This is a genomic window from Geoalkalibacter ferrihydriticus DSM 17813 (assembly GCF_000820505.1).
Lineage (GTDB): Bacteria > Desulfobacterota > Desulfuromonadia > Desulfuromonadales > Geoalkalibacteraceae > Geoalkalibacter > Geoalkalibacter ferrihydriticus.
This window is the reverse complement of the sequence record NZ_JWJD01000002.1, coordinates 250,814-268,383: the sequence shown is the minus strand read 5'-3', so window position 1 is coordinate 268,383 and position 17,570 is coordinate 250,814. Positions and strand designations below refer to the sequence as shown.

The window sequence follows — 17,570 nt, the reverse complement described above, 5'->3', positions numbered from 1 at the left end:
CTTATGACCAGCAATCGACTCGGAGAACTTCTGGTTCGCAACAAACTGATTACCAGTGACCAACTGGAAAAGGCGGTTGCCGAACAGAAAAGCCATGGCGGGCGCCTCGGCGCCAGCCTCATCAAGCTCGGCTTTCTTCATGATGAAGAGTTGTCTGCTTTTCTCTCAAAACAATACGGCGTACCCTCCATCAACCTCGATGAATTCGAGATCGAGCCCGCCGTCATCCGCTTGATTCCCGCTGACATTGCCCAGAAATACCAGGTCTTGCCGGTTAATCGCGCCGGCTCCACCCTGATCATCGCCATGAGCGACCCCTCCAATATCTTCGCCATCGACGACATCAAGTTCATGAGCGGCTACAACATCGAGGTGGTCGTGGCATCGGAAGCGTCGATCAAGGCGGCCATCGACCGCTATTACGACCAGAGCCAGTCTCTGGCCGATGTTATGGAGGATCTGGAGGACATCGATCTCGAATTGGTCGATGAAGAAGATTCCGTCGACGTTGCCGCATTGGAAAAAGCGACCGAAGATGCTCCCGTCGTCAAACTGGTCAACCTTATCCTTACCGACGCCATCAAGAAAAAAGCCTCGGATATTCACATCGAGCCTTACGAAAAAACGTTTCGCGTTCGTTACCGCATCGACGGCGTGCTCTATGAGGTGATGAAGCCGCCCATGAAGCTTAAGAACGCCATCATCTCGCGTATCAAGATCATGTCCGAGATGGACATCGCCGAGCGGCGTCTGCCGCAGGACGGACGCATCAAGATCAAGCTGCCCGGCGGCAAGGACATGGATTATCGTGTCAACTGTCTGCCCACCCTGTTTGGTGAAAAGGTGGTTCTGCGTCTTCTCGACAAGGGCAACCTGCAGCTTGACATGACCAAGCTCGGCTATGAACCTAAGGCTCTGGAATGGTTCCAGCGCGAGATTCACAAACCCTTTGGCATGGTGCTGGTCACCGGGCCGACGGGATCAGGTAAAACGGTGTCGCTCTATTCGGCACTGGGCGAACTCAACAAGACCACGGAAAACATCTCCACCGCCGAAGACCCGGTCGAATTCAACTTTGCCGGCATCAACCAGGTGCAGATGCATGAAGAAATCGGCCTTAATTTCGCCGCCGCGCTGCGCGCCTTCCTGCGTCAGGATCCCGACATCATCATGATCGGTGAGATTCGCGACTTCGAGACGGCGGAAATCGGAGTCAAGGCGGCACTCACCGGCCATATGGTGCTCTCGACTCTGCATACCAACGACGCTCCGTCCACCATCAACCGCTTGCTCAACATGGGCATCGAGCCCTTTCTTGTCGCCTCGGCGGTCAACCTGATCACCGCCCAGCGCCTGGCGCGGCGCGTCTGCTCCGAGTGTCACGAAGTCGAAGAGATTCCCAAGCAGGCTCTCATCGAGGCCGGAATGCCGGCGGAAGAGGTCGACGGCGTTACCTGCCGCAGGGGCCGTGGGTGCGGCAATTGCAACAACACGGGTTACCGTGGGCGGGTCGGTCTTTATCAGGTCATGCCCATGTTCGAGGAGATCCGCGAATTGGTCCTGGCCGGCGCCAATACCTCCGAAATCAAGCGCGAGTCCATGCGCCTGGGGGTCAAGACCATGCGCCAGTCGGCGCTGACCAAGCTCAAAGAAGGGCTGATTTCCTTCGAGGAAGTGCTGCGTTGCACCATTGCCGATGATTGATAATTTCTGAAACCAGAGGGTCTCACATGTCTGCCAATATCCACCAGCTTCTGAAGGCCATGGTCGAGCAGGGCGCTTCCGACCTGCATATTTCCACCGGCACGCCGCCGCAGTTGCGCATCGACGGCAAGGTTCTGCCGACCAAGCTGCCGCCCATGACCCCGGCGGAAACCAAGCAGTTGTGCTACAGCATTCTCACCGATGCCCAGAAGCGCAAATTCGAAGAAGAAAATGAGCTCGATTTTTCCTTCGGGGTCAAAGGTTTGTCCCGGTTTCGCGGCAACTTGTTCATGCAGCGCGGTGCTGTCGCCGGGGCTTTTCGCCTGATTCCCTACAAGGTTCTGACCTTTGATGAATTGGGCCTGCCGCAGGTGGTCAAGGACATCTCACGCAAACCCCGCGGCCTGGTACTGGTCACCGGCCCCACCGGCAGCGGCAAGTCGACAACCCTGGCCTCGATGATCGATCAGATCAACTGCGAGCGTCAGGAACATATCATGACCATCGAAGATCCCATCGAATACCTGCATCCTCATAAAAAGTGCCTGGTCAACCAGCGCGAGGTCGGTGCCGACACGGCGAGTTTCAAGAAAGCCCTCAAACATATTCTGCGTCAGGATCCCGACGTGGTGCTGCTTGGCGAGCTACGTGACCTCGAAACCATCGAGGCGGCCCTGACCATTGCCGAAACCGGGCATCTGTGTTTTGCCACCCTGCACACCAACGGCTGCGTACAGACCATCAATCGCGTTATCGATGTTTTTCCCACCAGCCAGCAGACGCAGGTGCGCGCGCAGCTCTCCTTCGTGCTCGAAGGGGTACTCAGCCAGACCCTCATTCCCAAGGCCTCGGGGCGCGGGCGCGTGCTGGCTCTGGAAATCATGGTGCCCAACGCGGCCATTCGCAACCTCATTCGCGAGGACAAAGTCCATCAGATCTACTCGCAGATGCAGATGGGGCAGGAGAAGTTCAGCATGCAGACCATGAATCAGTCGCTTTTCATGCTCTATCATAAAAAACTGATTGCCATGGAAGATGCCATCGGCCGCTCTTCCGACCCCGAAGAACTGCGCCAGATGATCGCCAACCCCAGCTCCGTACTCAAGCGCATGACGCCCTCGGCGGCTGCGGCGCGAGCCTGATTCTGCGAGGATAAACCATGGCCAAATTTGCCTGGGAAGGAAAAACCCGCGCCGGCGCGGCTCAAAAAGGCGAGATGGAAGCGCCCAGCCAGGCCGCCGTCACCGCGACCCTGCGTCGCCAGGGCATCATGCCGTCCAAGGTCACCGAGCGCGGCAAGGGACTTGATCGCGATTTTAAAATTCCCGGCATGGAGCCGCGGATCACGACCAAGGATCTGGTGGTTTTTACCCGCCAGTTCGCCACCATGATTGATGCCGGTCTGCCCCTGGTGCAGTGCCTCGACATTCTCGGGCGCCAGCAGGACAACAAAACCTTCAAGAAAATTCTCGTGCAGGTCAAGGAGGATGTCGAATCCGGATCGACCTTCGCCGATGCGCTGAAAAAACACCCCAAGGCCTTCGATGAGCTTTACGTCAACCTGGTCGCGGCAGGCGAGGTGGGCGGTATTCTCGATACCATCCTCAATCGTCTGGCGGCTTACATCGAAAAAGCCCTCAAGCTCAAAAAGCAGATCAAGGGTGCCATGACCTATCCGGCCACGGTGGTGGGAATCGCCTTTGTCGTTATCGCCGTGATTCTGGTGTTCGTCATCCCCGCTTTCGAGACCATGTTTGCCGACTTCGGCGGCGCGCTGCCCGCGCCGACCCAAATTGTCATCAACATCAGTAACTTCGTGCAGGATTACATCGTCGCGATCATCGGTGGCATCATTTTGTCTATTTTCGCCTTCAAGCGCATCTACCGCACTCAGAGGGGGCGTGCGCGTATTGATGACTGGGCGCTGAAGCTGCCGGTGTTCGGCCCCCTGATCCGCAAGGCGGCGGTGGCCAAGTTCACCCGCACCCTGGGCACCATGATCTCCTCCGGCGTGCCGATCCTCGACGGCCTTGAGATCGTCGCCAAGACGGCCGGCAACAAGACCGTCGAAAAGGCCATCTACAGGGTGCGCCAGAGCATCAGCGAGGGCAAGACCATTGCCGAGCCCCTGGAGAAATCGGGCGTCTTTCCGCCGATGGTGTGCCAGATGATTTCCGTCGGCGAGCAGTCGGGCGCCATCGACACCATGCTCAACAAGATCGCCGACTTCTACGACGATGAGGTCGATGATGCGGTGTCCGCCCTGACGGCGATGCTTGAGCCTCTGCTGATGCTGTTTCTCGGCACCACCGTCGGCGGTCTGGTCATCGCCATGTATCTGCCCATTTTCCAGCTCGCCGGAACGGTCGGCGGCTGAGTCGAGTTTTTCATGAACGAAGCATCCCGCACAACGGGTCGGCCTGAGCCGACCCGTTTGCAGTTAAGCTGGTTTCTGCTGTTTCGGGTGGTCGTCATCACCCTGTTTCTCGGCGGCGCCATCTTTTACCAACTCGGTTGGCGCAGTGTGCAAGCCCAGCCGGCCGTCGATTATCTGTTTCTGCTGGTGGCCTTTTCCTACGGGCAGGCGCTGGTTTCCGCCGCGGTGCTGCGCAAAATCCAGCGCTTCAAAGTCTTTACCCAGATGCAGATCGTCTGGGATCTGTTCTTCGTCACCTGCCTCATTTATCTGAGTGGCGGCATCGAGAGCCTTTTTTCCTTTCTCTACATCCTGGTCATCATCAGCAGTGCCCTGCTTTTGTCACGGCGCGACGCCCTGCTGGTCGCCTCGGCGGCCTCTATTCTCTACGGCGCCATTCTTGATCTGCAATACTTCGAGCTTCTGCCCCTGCTCGAGGGGGTGCCCTTTCCCGCGCAGATCGATGCCGGCACGGTATTTTTCGCCATCTTCGTCAACGTCATCGCCTTTTTTCTCACCGCGCTGCTCAGCGGTGCGCTCTCCGAACGGCTGCGTCGCAGCGAGCAGGCCCTGGAGCGACGCCAGATCGACTACGAAGAGCTGGAAAATCTCAATCGCACCCTGCTCGCCAACATCAACAGCGGGTTGCTCATCATCAACCCACAGGGGCGAATTCGCTCTCTCAATGCGGCAGGCTGCAAGATTACCGGCTATGCTCTTGAGGATGTCTATGACCGCGATGTCCGCGAAGTTTTCCCCTCCATGGAGGTTTACGACGGCGAATTCCGGTTGGTGAGCCGCGGCGAGGGGCAGCTTATGGACCGCTTCGGCAATCTCCACATTGTCGGCTACGATGCCACCTATTTGCGTGATCGGGACGAGCAGGTGCTGGGTTTGCTGGTCACTTTTCAAGACCTGAGTCATGTCAAGGAGATGGAAGAACGTCTCAAGCGCACCGACCGCCTGGCCGCCGTCGGTCGCCTGGCCTCGGGCATGGCCCACGAAATCCGCAATCCTCTGGCTTCGATCAGCGGATCGGTGCAAATGCTCATGGAAGCCCCCAGTGTCAGCGATGACGATAAACGCCTCATGCGCATCGTGGTTCGCGAAGCCGATCGCCTCAGCGTCCTGCTGACCGATTTTCTGCACTATGCCCGTCCTAATCTACCCCGCCTTGAAAAAGTCGATGTCGCGGCGCTGCTCGACGAGCTTGCGCAATTGCTGATGGCGGATGGGCGTTTTTCTGCTATAGAGATACACAAGGATTATCAGGGTGCGGTCTGGGTCGAGGTTGATCGTCAGCAGTTTCGCCAAGCCTTGTGGAATCTGGTGATCAATGGGGCCGAAGCCATGGGCGGCCGGGGTGTGCTTTATTTGGGCGCCCGTGCCGAAGGCAGGATCTGGGTCGAGGATTCCGGCCCGGGTATCGGCGACGACTTGCGGCAGAAAATATTCGAGCCCTTTTTTACCACCAAGGATTCCGGCACCGGACTCGGACTCGCCATGGTGCACGCCATCGTCACAGCTCACGGCGGCGACATCGAATTACATCAGGGTCGCCAGGGCGGTGCGAAATTCGTGATTCGCCTGGCCTTGTAACACCCCCCGACTCCTTCTTAGCTTATGAGGGGGAGTCTCTGCGTCTGCCCCTTGTGATAAGGGGATGTTGGGGCGGGTTGGGGCGCATGGCGGGCAGTTGCCTATTTTAATTTTTTCCCAACGGGAGTTCTACTTTTGGCTAACAAAGATTTTCGTATCCTCGTCGTCGACGATGAAGAGAGCCTGCGCGAAGTTCTCACCATCATGCTGCATCGCGAAGGTTACCGGGTCGATGCCGCTGCCGACGGCGCCCAGGCTCTGGCCTGCCTCAACGATAAAACCTACGACCTGATCATCAGCGACATCAAAATGCCCCGCGTCACCGGTTTTGAACTGCTCAAGCACGTTCGCGAAACCGCCCCCGAGACGGTCATGATCATGATCACCGCCTTTTCTTCGACGGAAGAGGCTGTCGAGGCCATGAAGCAGGGCGCCTACGACTACATCACCAAGCCCTTCAAAAACGAAGAAATCCGCCTCATTGTGCGTAACGCTCTAGAGCGCCGCGCTCTGCGCCAGGAAAGCCGACAGACGAAAAACGAGGGCCCGCAACGCAAGGCTTTTGCCAACCTCATCGGCCAGAGCCGGCCCATGCAGGAACTCTACGACCTCATTGAGAAGGTCGCCGATACCCGCGTCAATGTACTCATTACCGGTGAAAGCGGCACCGGCAAGGAGGTGGTTGCCAAGGCCATTCACTACAACAGCGACCGCCGCGATATGCCGTTTATTCCCATCAACTGCGGAGCCATCCCGGAAAACCTGCTTGAAAGTGAGCTCTTCGGTCACGAAAAGGGCTCCTTTACCGGCGCGGTCAGTCAAAAACCCGGTCTTTTTGAAGTCGCCAATCTGGGCACTTTGTTTCTCGACGAGATCGGTGAGTTGCCGCCGATGATGCAGGTCAAGCTGCTGCGCGTCATTCAGGAACGCGAATTTCGCCGCGTCGGCGGCACTAAGAACATTCGCTGCGACGTGCGGGTCATTGCCGCCACCAACAAGGATCTGGAAGGGGAGGTGAAAATCGGCGCCTTTCGCGAGGATCTGTTCTACCGCCTCAACGTCATCCGTATTGAATTGCCGTCTCTGCGTGAGCGGCGCGAAGACATCCCCCTGCTCGTCGAATATCTTTACCACAAGCTGACCGGCCGCCAAGGCTTCCAGGTGGAAGAGGCGGCCATGCGTCGGCTCCTCGAATACCGCTGGCCGGGCAACATCCGCGAACTCGAAAATGTCATCGAACGCTGCGTCGTCCTCGGTGCTTCCGACAGAGTCACTGCCGACTGCCTGCCGCTGCCCTTGCAGGGCGGGGTCACCCCGGCCGGTGAAGCCGTGAGCACCGAAATCCCCGACAGCGGCTTTGATCTCGATGCCTATCTCGGCAGCATCGAGCAGGAAATTCTGCAAAAAGCCCTGGAAAAAACCGGCGGAGTGCGCAAGAAGGCCGCCGAACTGCTGGGTATCTCCTTTCGCTCCATTCGCTACCGGCTGGCCAAGTTCGGTATTTCGCCGGATGATGAAGAGTAGAGGGTGGGTCGGGGAAACACGAGCGTAGCGAATCAGGGGCCGGTGTGACAACTTTTGTCACGTCCCCATGACGCAAAATGTTCAGCCGACCGGCCTCTGCGCCGGTCTTTTTTGTAACTGTTTGCCGTGTTCTTTCTATGTGGCTGAAAATTCACAAAAATAGTTGTTTATGAAGCGAGGTTAAGAGCTTGGCACGGCAGTTGCTGATAGGGATACCAGATTGCAACCAACCGGCGAGGCATCCGGAGGCCTCAAAAAGTTTTTGTCGCTGTGGTCGTTCAGGCCCATGTTCTTAACCCAGAAAGGAGCAAGAAGACATGTTGTCAAAGTTCAAGAAAAACCAGAAGGGTTTTACCCTCATCGAGCTGCTGATCGTCGTCGCGATCATCGGCATCCTGGCAGCGATTGCCATTCCGCAGTTTGCGAGCTATCGCGAGAGAGCGTTCAATTCGGCGGCGCAGAGTGATTTGCGGACGATCCGCACCTCGGTGGAAGCCCATTACGCTGAAAATTACCAATACCCCGCGACTAACTAACAGAATTGTTGAGGAGTCAATAATATGAAAAAAATGGTGGTTCTTCTCGCAGCTTTTGTGCTTCTTTTTTCAGGTCATGCGTTTGGTTTCACAAAAGCCGACGATGACAAACAAATAACCTGTGGCACCGGCGGCCCTACGGTACCTTTGTCGCCGAGGGTCGAGGCCCTCTATCTCGGGACAGCGACAACTTATGCAGTTGCCACTCGCAACGTTCAAGGAACCCGCACCTTCGGTACTGCCCACAATGAGACCGGCATTTTCTGGGCCGAAGGTATCAGCGACGACGTGAAGCCTACTCTAAACACCGAGTTTTCTTCTGACGCTACATGGAACCAACTCTAAGGTAAAAAAGCAAGGGCCCCTCAATTTCAGTTGAGGGGTCCTTGCTTTTTGAAGTCCCTGTTTTTTTTTATGGAGGCTGTTGGATCTTTTTGATGTCAGCAGAAAAAACAAAGGGATGGTTGATTTTTTTTGCATTCTTAGGGGTTTTTCAGTTTTATACACCCTTGGGCTTTAGCCTCTCTGCTAATTCAAGCCGGTTTTTCCTATTCTGCATTCTCGCCTCTTTTTCAATTTTTTATTTTTTTTCTGCAAAGTCCAGGGAAATTCATTTTCCTCGCTCATCGCTTATTTTTCTTCTCTCTTTATTCTTGTTCATTGCAGTATCTGCCCAAGCTCATTCCCCCTACGGTTCTTTGCTTTTTTCAGGGATAGTTACTTGTTTCCTAAGCCTTGTTCTTTGCACTGTGCATCTAGAAACAGCCCGCTGTCGTCCTTTCGAATTCATGGTCGACATGGTGTGCATTTTAGGCGTATTTTCTGCTATTTTCGGACTTTTCCAATATTTTTGGTTTTGGCAATTCGGGCCTGAAACCCAAATGCTCATCCCGTACGTCCTCTTGTCCACCACGAATGCGCGCATTACCGGCATGTATGGCCAGCCCAACCTCTTTGCCTTGTTTTTAATATTGGTTCTGCTCGCTTGCAGCTACCGTTACATTCATGCGGATGTCCAAGCGAGTCGATTGGTGTCGCGGCATGGATGGCTGCGCCTGATCCCTGTTGCTCTGATCGCTTTTGTTTTTTTTCAAACTGGTTCGCGCAACGGCATGTTGTCTCTTTCCCTGATTGGGTGCCTGGTCGCTTATTTCGTCCTTAAAGGTCGATATCTTTCCAATTTCCGGCAGATGGTCGGACGACTGCTTCCTTTGCTCGGCGGGTTGCTGGTGGGTTATGGTCTATATCGATTGATGGCTCTGGACGGCGGTGCCACGCGCAGTATGGTCTCCGCAGGTGGTGATGTCAGTATCGATACTCGCTTTGTGCTGTGGTACTCGTCTTTGCTGATGGGGTTAGAGCATCCCTGGGCGGGGGTGGGATTCGGCAATTTCAATTATTTTCTTGCCGACACACAGGTGGTGGCCCAGGAGAAAATACGTCTATTATATGAAGCGCGCAGTTACACCAATTGGTCGCACAACGAATACCTGCAAATGCTGGCCGAAGGCGGCATTCCCGCCTTTCTGCTATTCACCGGACTGGCCTTGTGGATACTGAAACGGTTGATCTACGGTGTGGTGAAGGAAGGCCGGGGGGATGATCCGGCTTATGTTTATTCCCATCTGATGCTTTTGCCGTTCTTTTTCATGGCTTTTTTTTCCTGGCCGTTTCGTTTTGCGCCTCTTCTGGCCTTGTTCGCCGTTTTTCTGGGGTGCGCTCTGGCCCACGGGCCGACTGTAACCTGGAGCCCCAGCAGGGCGACGCGGGTGACTTTTCAGGGGGTGGCCCTTTGCGCCTTGGCACTGACGATATTTCTGGCGACTCTTGAAGCCAAAGCCGCGGCCCTGCGCGACGCTCTGCGCGAAGGTCAAACCGTCGAGGAATCCTTTACGGACTTTCAGCAGTTGGCCTATAATCCGCAGACGCGCTATGTAACCTTGACGCGCATTTTGCCGCAGTTGACCCAGCAGGTGCTTGAATCGCAGGATAAGACCCAAGCGCTGCGGCTGATTCCCTTTGCCGAGGATCTGGCTGAAATGGAGCGGGCTTACTGGCAGTGGTTGCTGCTTTCGCGGTTGTATTTCCTGGTCGGATTGCTGGACGAGGCGCGTGCGGCGGCCGAAATGTCCATCCATCAGCAGCCGGTGCATGAGCCGGCCTGGCAGTTTTTGCACTACATCGACATGACGCGCGCCGCGCGGGCTACGGGCCGACCCATCGAGTCGTTTTTTCCCGGCGCCGTGCCGGCCGATCACCTTTTTCTCGAGAATGACCATGGCGGAAATCGCACTGCACAACCTGAATAAAACCTACGATCCGGGCCTGTTCAAAAAAAAGGTCAAGGCTTTGACGGATTTGAGTCTTGAGGTGGCGCCGGGTGAAGTGTTTGGCCTCATCGGCCCCAACGGGGCCGGCAAAAGCACCACCATCCGCCTGATCCTCGGGCTCAGCCGGCCGGACAGCGGCACCATCCGCTTTCGCGGGCAGGCGCCCAAAGGCGAAACGATTCAGCGCGAAACGGGCTATCTGCCGGAAAATCCCTATCTTTATGATCATCTGACCTTGCGCGAACTGCTTGCCTTCTGCGGCCGCGTTTCGGGCTTGGCGCCGGACGTCAGCGCGCGGCGACGCGACGAACTTTTGGACAAGGTGGCCATGACCGAGGCGCAAAATCGGCCGCTGCGCACCTTTTCTAAGGGCATGCTGCAGCGCGCCGGCATTTGCTTTGCCTTGCTGCATGACCCCTCGGTGGTGATTCTCGATGAGCCCATGTCGGGGTTGGATCCCTTGGGCCGCAAGATTGTTTTTGATCTGGTCATGGAGTTGAAAGAGCAGGGCAAGACGATATTTTTCTGTTCGCATATCCTCAGCGATGTCGAGCGGCTGTGCGATCGCATCGGCATTCTGGTGCAAGGGCGGCTGGTGCGGCAACTTTCGCAAAGCGAGTTGTTGGAGCACACCCGCAGCGCGGTCAATCTGGTGCTGGCGCCCCTGAATGAGGCGCAGCAGGCCGCTTTGGCGCAAGGGGAGGGCAGCCTGAGTCGGCGCGGCGGCGAGGTGGTGTATTCCCTGCCCGCCGGGGGACTCGGTGAAACCATCCGGCGTTTGGATGAGTTGGGCATCGGGGTGCTGGCGACGCGCGGCGAGAAGATGTCCCTTGAAGAGTTGTTTATCCAGACTATTGAGGAGCATGCCCGATGAGTTCGATATTGCCCCTGGCTTTGATTACCTACAAAGAGGGCATCCGCAACCGCTCGGTGTTCGGCATTCTGCTCTTTTCCCTGTTCATTTTCGGTCTCAACATCGCGGTGTCCGGACTATTCCTGCGCGAGATCGGCAAGGTGACGGTGGATGTCAACCTCAGCGCTCTGTCTTTTTCCGGGTTGCTGCTGGTGCTGTTCGTCGGCCTGAACCTCATGACCAAGGACATCGACCGCAAGACCGTGCAACTGGTGCTGTCCAAGCCCATTTCACGCCCCTGCTACATCCTGGGCAAATATCTCGGGCTGCTGATGTTTATCCTGGTCTCGTTATCGGTTCTCTTGGGTTTGTCCTGTGTGACCATCGTGCTGCTCTCCGGCCTCTATCCGGATTACTTCGGCAATTTCTCCTGGTCGATCTATCTGGTCGCCGCGGCCTTTATCTTCATCAAGCTGGCGGTTCTGGCGGCCGCCCTGGTGCTGTTCAGCGCCTTGAGCACCAGTTCGTTCATTGCCCTGATTTTCACGGTCAGCACCTATCTGGCGGGGCAGGCCATCGAGGAGGTGGTCCTCTACCTGGAGTCGAGCTTTCGCACCGCGGAGGTCGCTCCGGCCCTGCAGACCTTTATTACGACGGTCTCTTATCTGCTGCCCAATCTCGCCGTCTTTGATTTCGGCAGAGAAGCCGCCCACGGCATCGCCATCGCCCCCACCACGGTTTTTTCTTCCCTGGGCTACGCCGTCAGTTACGCCGGGGTCCTGTTGCTTCTGGCGGCCATCGCATTCAGCCGGCGGGAATTCAACTGATGCGACGTCTGATCTGGCCGCTGATTTTTCTGCTGCCCCTGCTGGCCGGTCTGCATTTTTTCATGCACCAGCAGGCCTGGGAGCAGCGCCGCGAATACCGCCGTTCTCTGGATGCCGGCTATGTCCTGCCGAGCCGCTTCATCCGCGTCTTCGCCCTGGAGCACAAAGGGCTGCTGGCAAATTATCTGCTGCTCAAGACTATGAATTTTTACGGCGACCGGGTCATGCACCAAGAGCAACTCAGCGCCCAGGACTGGCAATATCTGGTGGCCTCGCTGGATGCGGTGACGGATCTTGACCCGCGGTTTCTCGATCCTTACATTTTCGGCGTATCGCTGCTGGCCTGGGAGGCGGGACTGGTCGAGGACGCCAACCGCCTGCTCGAAAAAGGCATGGAACACCGCAGCGACGACTGGCAGATGCCTTTCTTTCTCGGCTTCAATCACTTTTATTTTCTTCAAGATTACGCCACCGGTGCCGAATATCTGATGCAGGCCGCGCGCCTGCCCGACAGCCCGAATTTCCTCCCCAATCTGGCGGCGCGGCTCGGCTATTACGGCCAGCGCACGGACACCGCCATCCTCTTTCTGCGCACCCTGCTTTTGCAAACAGCCGATGAGGGCCTGCGCGCCTCACTGGAGCGGCGCCTGCTGGCCCTGGAACGGGCCACCCTCATCGAAGAGGCGGTGACACGCTTTCAGGCCGACCATGGACGCGTGCCGGAAAAAGCTCAGGAACTGATCCAAGGCGGCTATCTCGATGAAATGCCCGACGATCCCTACGGCGGCCAGTGGGTGCTGCTGCCCGGCGGCCGCGTGTTCAGCACCAGCCGCTTCGTCTTAACACCGCCTGCCGACGCGCCGGAATCAGAAAACAGCAGGCAGGAATAATCCCCGCGATCCCAACAAAAATCATGGGGTCAAATCTTTATTGTTGACATGGCGGGTACGCGCAGATAAAAGAACCTATGGCCAGACCGACGCGTATACAATATCCCGGTGCTGTTTACCACGTCATGTGCCGGGGAAACGAGCGTAGGGAAATTTTCCGGAACGATCATGACCGGATGGCGTTTCTGCGTTTCCTTGCCCAATCCCGCGAGATCTACACCGTCAACATTCATGCCTATGTGCTGATGGCGGACCATTTCCACTTGCTGGTGGAAACCCCACTCGGCAATCTTTCCGAATTCATGCGGCGGTTCAACATTACTTATACCGGCTACTTCAACCGTCGGCATAAGCGGGTTGGGCATCTCTACCAAGGGCGCTACAAAAGCCTGCTTGTCGAGAAAAACGCATACCTTTCCATGGTTTCAAGGTATATCCATCTGAATCCGGTGCGGATCAAATCTCTGGAAGATGTCTCCGTTCCAAAAAAAATTGAACAGCTCCGCGCCTATCCCTGGAGCAGTCTCCCTGGATATCTGGAAACGGACAAACGCCAATCGATGATCACCTATGCCCTTGTCCTGGCCGAATTCGGCGGAGAGACGCACCAGGGAAGGGATTCTTACCGCAAACAGATTCATTCGGATATCGCTGAGGATCTCGATGTTCAGTCTCTGGTTTTTGGCCAAAGCATTCTCGGCAGCGAAAATTTTATAGACAAAATAACCAAGGAGCACCCCGGCACGGGTCAGGAGCGTGAACAGCCTGCGGTGCGGCACATCAATCAGTATCGAAATCAAGGCGTGATTCTTGCTGAAATCGAGAAAGAAACCGGCAGAAATCTTGACGACCTGAAAAGGGAGAAGGGCGATTTGCGGCGGGTGGCCATGGATTTACTCTATCGCCACGGCGGCCTTAAGGGCCCTGCTATTGGTGAATTGTTCGGCCTGGATTATAGTGCCGTGAGTCAGGAGCGTAAGCGATTACGCGTTAAGCTTGGTGCTGATTCCGAAATTTGTCGCCTGGTTGACAATTTGGAAGAGCGGTTGTCAACATTAAAGATTTGACCCCTTGAGTGGGATTTTTATGCCGTTCCTTTTTTTGATTTTTTCTTTTGTGCTCGGTGCCGTGGTTGGCTCCTTTCTTAATGTTTGCATCTACCGCATCCCTGAGGGGCTTTCTGTTGTCAGTCCCGGTTCGCGCTGTCCGCACTGCGAGCGGCCCATCCGGTGGTACCAGAATATTCCCCTGCTGAGCTGGCTGGTATTGCGTGGCCGCTGCGCCCATTGCGGCGCGGGGATTTCCATGCGTTATCCCCTGGTGGAAACCCTTTGTGGCGTGTTGTTTCTCGGGGTGCTGTGGAAGTTCGGTCTGCATGCGGTCACCCCGGTCTATTGGCTGCTCGGGGCGGCGCTTATTGTCATCACTTTCATCGATCTGGACCATCAGATCATTCCCGATGCCATCAGCCTGCCGGGAATCGTCATCGGCTTTGGCTGCTCTTTTGCCGTTCCCTGGGTGTCGTGGCTGGATTCGCTGCTGGGCATTCTGGTGGGCGGCGGCAGTCTGCTGCTGGTGGCGATGGTGTATGAATTTCTGACCAAGAAAGAGGGCATGGGCGGCGGTGACATCAAGCTGCTGGCCATGATCGGCGCCTTTCTTGGCTGGCAGGCGGTGTTTCCAATTATTTTCATCAGTTCGCTGGCGGGCACCGCCGTAGGCATTCCGGTAATGATCCGGCAGAAGGCCGACACCCGCCTGGCCTTGCCCTTCGGCCCGTTTCTGGCCTTTGGTGCGCTGTTTTACCTGTTCTGGGGACCTGAGATCCTTCACTGGTATCTGGGTTTGTTCATGTCCTAGGGCGGGGGAGGGGAACCCTTTTAAATCATTGACATTCATCTGGCTTAATCTATAATTCGGTTAATTTTTCTTCCTTAGGGGCATTTTCATTGAAAAAAAAACGCGCCGAGGGCATATTTACTGGAACGTATTGCACTGACTTATTTTTTGTGACTTCTTTTGCGTTTTCCACAAGTTGGTACGGCTATTGCTCTAATTCTCGTGGCAGGCATCAACGGCAGCCTTCAGTGAACAATTCATTACTTCGGGCGATCAGGATTCTTCCCCATGCTGTTTAAAAGCAAAAAGGACATCATCGGAATTGACATCGGCTCAAGCGCTGTGAAACTGGTGCAGCTCAGGGAAGTCAAGGGCGGGTTTCAGTTGCAGAATATGGGACTGATGCCCCTGCCTCCCGAAGCCATCGTCGATCATTCCATTATGGATCCCAGCGTGGTCCAGGATACCATCCGCAATCTGGTCGAAAGCCTGAAGGTCAAGACCAAAAATGTCGCTACTTCCATCTCGGGTCATTCTGTCATCATTCGCAAAATCACGCTGCCGATCATGGCCGAAGATGAGTTGGAGGCCTCCATTCAATGGGAGGCAGAGCAGTACATCCCCTTTGATATCAACGATGTCAATATCGATTTTCAGATTCTCGGCCCCGATGTCAAGGATCCGTCACAGATGAACGTGATGCTGGTTGCAGCGAAAAAGGATTTCGTGAATGATCATGTGGCGGTTTTTGTTGATATCGGTCTGAACCCGGTGGTTATGGATATTGCCTGCTTTGCCGTGGAAAACATGTTTGAGGCGAGCTACGGCACCAGTACCGATGAAATTGTGGCGCTGATCAATATCGGTGCCGGCGGCATGAACGTGAATATCCTCAAAAGTGGCGAGTCCGCCTTTACCCGTGACATCCAGGTCGGCGGCAACATGCTCAATGAGGAGTTGCAAAAGCGTCTTGGCATCAGCGGCGAAGATGCCGAGCGTTTGAAGCTTGGCGGCCAGGTGGAAGATGTGGATCCCGATGAGGTCACGGCGGTTATTGCTGATGCGGCCGAGAGCCTGGCTCAGGAGGTGCAGCGTTCTCTGGACTTCTTCTCGGCAACCTCGGCGGATGAAAAAGTCCAGAAGGTCTATCTCGCCGGTGGGGTTTCCCGTTCCACGGAGGTCGTCAGCGCTCTTGAGGAACGTCTGGCGATACCGGTTGAGGTGATCAATCCTTTTGCGGGAATTTTTGTGGACGAAAAGGAATTCGACCCCGAATATGTGCGGGCCGTGGGTCCGTTGATGTCGGTGGCGACCGGCCTGGCCATGAGGAGGGTGGGGGATAAATGATTCGCATCAACCTATTGCCCGTGCGGGCGGCGCAGAAAAAGGAAAGAATCCGGGCGCAAATTTCCGTTTTGATTCTTTCCGTCGTTGCGGCCCTGGTTGTCTGCGCGGGCCTTTATGCCTCGGTGTCGATGAAAATCGACAGACAGAAGGAACACATTGCGCGCAGCAATGACGAAATCCGGCAGTTGCAGCGAGTCATCGGCGAGGTCGGACGCTACAAACAACTCGGTGAAGAGTTGCAGGCCAAGCTCAATGTTCTTGAAACGCTTAAAGCCGGGCAAAGCGGCCCGGTTCATCTGCTGGATCAACTTAGCCTGGTTCTTCCGCAAAGAGTTTGGGTCACCTCTTTCAGAGAATCCGGGGGCGCTATTTCCATCAACGGCATCGGGCTTAACGAAAATGAGGTCGCTTCGTTCATGCAACGACTGGAAGCCTCGCCCTACTATCGCGCGGTCGAACTGCAGGTGACCGAACAGATCACCCAGGATGGTCTCAAGCTTCAAAGGTTCAGTCTTGCGGCTCGCGCCGATACGCCGCCCAAGACCGCATCCGCCAACTGATGTGCCGTCGGAACATTTCGCCGCACACTGCTTCAGCCAAGGCCTGAACTTATGAATGCTCGTATTGAAAAAATTTTCAAGCTGCCCCTTTACCAGCGATTGCTGCTGCTGGGCCTGGTGCTTGCCCTGGTGGGTGTCGCCTTCTACTTCATGTTTTATGCGCCTCAGCTCGAAGAGTCCGCCCGTCTGGAGCGTGAGCAGCAGAACCTGGAGCGGCGTTTGGAGGATAACCGGCGTATTGCCCGAAATCTCGACCAGATCAGGGCCGAATATGAAGCGCTGCAAGTCCAACTTGAGAGGGCGCTTGTCGAGCTGCCTCATCAAAAAGAAATTCCCTCGCTGCTGACCAATATCTCAAGCCTGGCACGTGAGCAGGGCCTTGAAATCCTCATGTTTCGTCCTATGGGCGAGGTGAATCGCGGCTTTTATGCCGAAGTGCCCGTCGACATCCGCCTGGTTGGCTCTTATCATGATGTCGCCATGTTTTTCTACAATGTCGGGCAGTTACCCCGTATCGTCAATATTTCCAATCTTTCCATGGAAAGTGCGCGTAGCGCCGACGGAGTCGCTCGGTTGCGGGTTGATTGTCGAGCGACGACCTTCCGGTTTGTTGAAACCTCAACGGAAGGACAGGGAGGATGATCATGCCGACCAGAGTGATTCTGGCACTTTTCCTTGCGGTGTCCCTGGTCTTTACCGCCCAGGCGCAGACCACCGCGCCGGCCAACCCTTCGCCGGTTGCGGCTGAAGACACCAAGGCGGTGGAGGTGCCGGCCGCGGCGGACAAGAAACCGAAATATGTTTACGATCCCAGCGGGCGGCGCGATCCCTTTCAGTCGCTGCTTGAGATTCGCAAACCGGTTGCCAGGACCGAACCTGAAACTCCCTTGCAGCAGTTTGATCTGGGGCAGCTCAGATTGATTGGAGCGATTGTGGGGATGGATAATCCGCGCGCCATGGTTTTGGCCCCGGACGGCAAGACTTACATTGTCAGAGTCGGGACCAGGATCGGCAAGAACAATGGTGCCGTGGTCAGCATTGAACAAAACCGTATCGTGGTGGAAGAGCGCTTCTATGATTTCACCGACGAGGTTCGCACCAGCAGGCAAGCCATCGAGCTTCCGAAACGGGAGGGAGTCTAATAC

The 17,570-nt window shown here is 55.9% G+C and carries 17 protein-coding genes; all 17 read left to right on the top strand.

Going from position 1 to position 17,570, the window contains the following annotated elements:
- Positions 1-3 precede the first annotated feature (3 nt).
- The 17 genes from pilB (at position 4) to GFER_RS17595 (ending at position 17,567) form a co-directional block, all read left to right on the top strand.
- A complete protein-coding gene (pilB, locus tag GFER_RS07435) occupies positions 4-1,704 on the top strand; it encodes a type IV-A pilus assembly ATPase PilB (protein WP_040098008.1) in 1,701 nt (566 codons plus the stop codon).
- 26 nt (positions 1,705-1,730) lie between these two features.
- Positions 1,731-2,846: a type IV pilus twitching motility protein PilT gene (locus tag GFER_RS07430; protein ID WP_040098006.1), complete on the top strand. Its 1,116-nt coding sequence runs from the start codon at positions 1,731-1,733 to the stop codon at positions 2,844-2,846.
- Between the two features lie 17 nt (positions 2,847-2,863).
- Complete coding sequence (locus GFER_RS07425; RefSeq protein ID WP_040098004.1) at positions 2,864-4,081, top strand: type II secretion system F family protein; 1,218 nt, start codon at positions 2,864-2,866, stop codon at positions 4,079-4,081.
- A 12-nt stretch (positions 4,082-4,093) separates the two neighbouring features.
- Positions 4,094-5,719 carry a two-component system sensor histidine kinase NtrB gene (locus GFER_RS07420; protein ID WP_052446142.1) on the top strand — a complete coding sequence of 542 codons (1,626 nt, stop codon included), beginning with the start codon at positions 4,094-4,096 and terminating at the stop codon, positions 5,717-5,719.
- Between the two features lie 135 nt (positions 5,720-5,854).
- On the top strand, positions 5,855-7,243 hold the full coding sequence (locus GFER_RS07415; protein WP_040098001.1) for a sigma-54-dependent transcriptional regulator: 1,389 nt from the start codon (positions 5,855-5,857) through the stop codon (positions 7,241-7,243).
- Positions 7,244-7,560: 317 nt separating this feature from the next.
- Positions 7,561-7,779, top strand: coding sequence for a type IV pilin protein (locus tag GFER_RS19505; RefSeq protein WP_040097998.1), 219 nt, complete (start codon positions 7,561-7,563; stop codon positions 7,777-7,779).
- A gap of 24 nt (positions 7,780-7,803) precedes the next feature.
- The gene (locus GFER_RS07405) at positions 7,804-8,124 is read left to right on the top strand and encodes a hypothetical protein (RefSeq protein ID WP_040097996.1); all 321 of its coding nucleotides are present in this window, start codon (positions 7,804-7,806) and stop codon (positions 8,122-8,124) included.
- A gap of 536 nt (positions 8,125-8,660) precedes the next feature.
- Positions 8,661-10,088, top strand: a complete 1,428-nt coding sequence (locus tag GFER_RS07400) for an O-antigen ligase family protein (RefSeq protein ID WP_161807396.1) — start codon at positions 8,661-8,663, stop codon at positions 10,086-10,088.
- Complete coding sequence (locus tag GFER_RS07395; protein ID WP_040097991.1) at positions 10,057-10,983, top strand: ABC transporter ATP-binding protein; 927 nt, start codon at positions 10,057-10,059, stop codon at positions 10,981-10,983. Before GFER_RS07400 ends, GFER_RS07395 begins: the two co-directional genes overlap by 32 nt.
- Complete coding sequence (locus tag GFER_RS07390) at positions 10,980-11,789, top strand: ABC transporter permease (protein ID WP_040097989.1); 810 nt, start codon at positions 10,980-10,982, stop codon at positions 11,787-11,789. Before GFER_RS07395 ends, GFER_RS07390 begins: the two co-directional genes overlap by 4 nt.
- Positions 11,789-12,679, top strand: coding sequence for a hypothetical protein (locus GFER_RS07385; protein WP_040097986.1), 891 nt, complete (start codon positions 11,789-11,791; stop codon positions 12,677-12,679). Before GFER_RS07390 ends, GFER_RS07385 begins: the two co-directional genes overlap by 1 nt.
- A 77-nt stretch (positions 12,680-12,756) precedes the next feature.
- Complete coding sequence (locus GFER_RS17600) at positions 12,757-13,746, top strand: transposase (protein WP_082047957.1); 990 nt, start codon at positions 12,757-12,759, stop codon at positions 13,744-13,746.
- A 19-nt stretch (positions 13,747-13,765) separates the two neighbouring features.
- Positions 13,766-14,539 (top strand): prepilin peptidase, encoded by a 774-nt coding sequence (locus GFER_RS07375; protein WP_139171968.1) that lies wholly within the window; start codon positions 13,766-13,768, stop codon positions 14,537-14,539.
- Between the two features lie 267 nt (positions 14,540-14,806).
- A complete protein-coding gene (pilM, locus tag GFER_RS07370) occupies positions 14,807-15,865 on the top strand; it encodes a type IV pilus biogenesis protein PilM (RefSeq protein ID WP_040097984.1) in 1,059 nt (352 codons plus the stop codon).
- Positions 15,862-16,425: a PilN domain-containing protein gene (locus GFER_RS07365; RefSeq protein ID WP_040097982.1), complete on the top strand. Its 564-nt coding sequence runs from the start codon at positions 15,862-15,864 to the stop codon at positions 16,423-16,425. Before pilM ends, GFER_RS07365 begins: the two co-directional genes overlap by 4 nt.
- Positions 16,426-16,476: 51 nt before the next feature.
- Positions 16,477-17,067 (top strand): type IV pilus inner membrane component PilO, encoded by a 591-nt coding sequence (locus GFER_RS07360; RefSeq protein ID WP_040097980.1) that lies wholly within the window; start codon positions 16,477-16,479, stop codon positions 17,065-17,067.
- Positions 17,068-17,069: 2 nt separating this feature from the next.
- The gene (locus tag GFER_RS17595) at positions 17,070-17,567 is read left to right on the top strand and encodes a pilus assembly protein PilP (RefSeq protein WP_161807395.1); all 498 of its coding nucleotides are present in this window, start codon (positions 17,070-17,072) and stop codon (positions 17,565-17,567) included.
- Positions 17,568-17,570 lie beyond the last annotated feature (3 nt).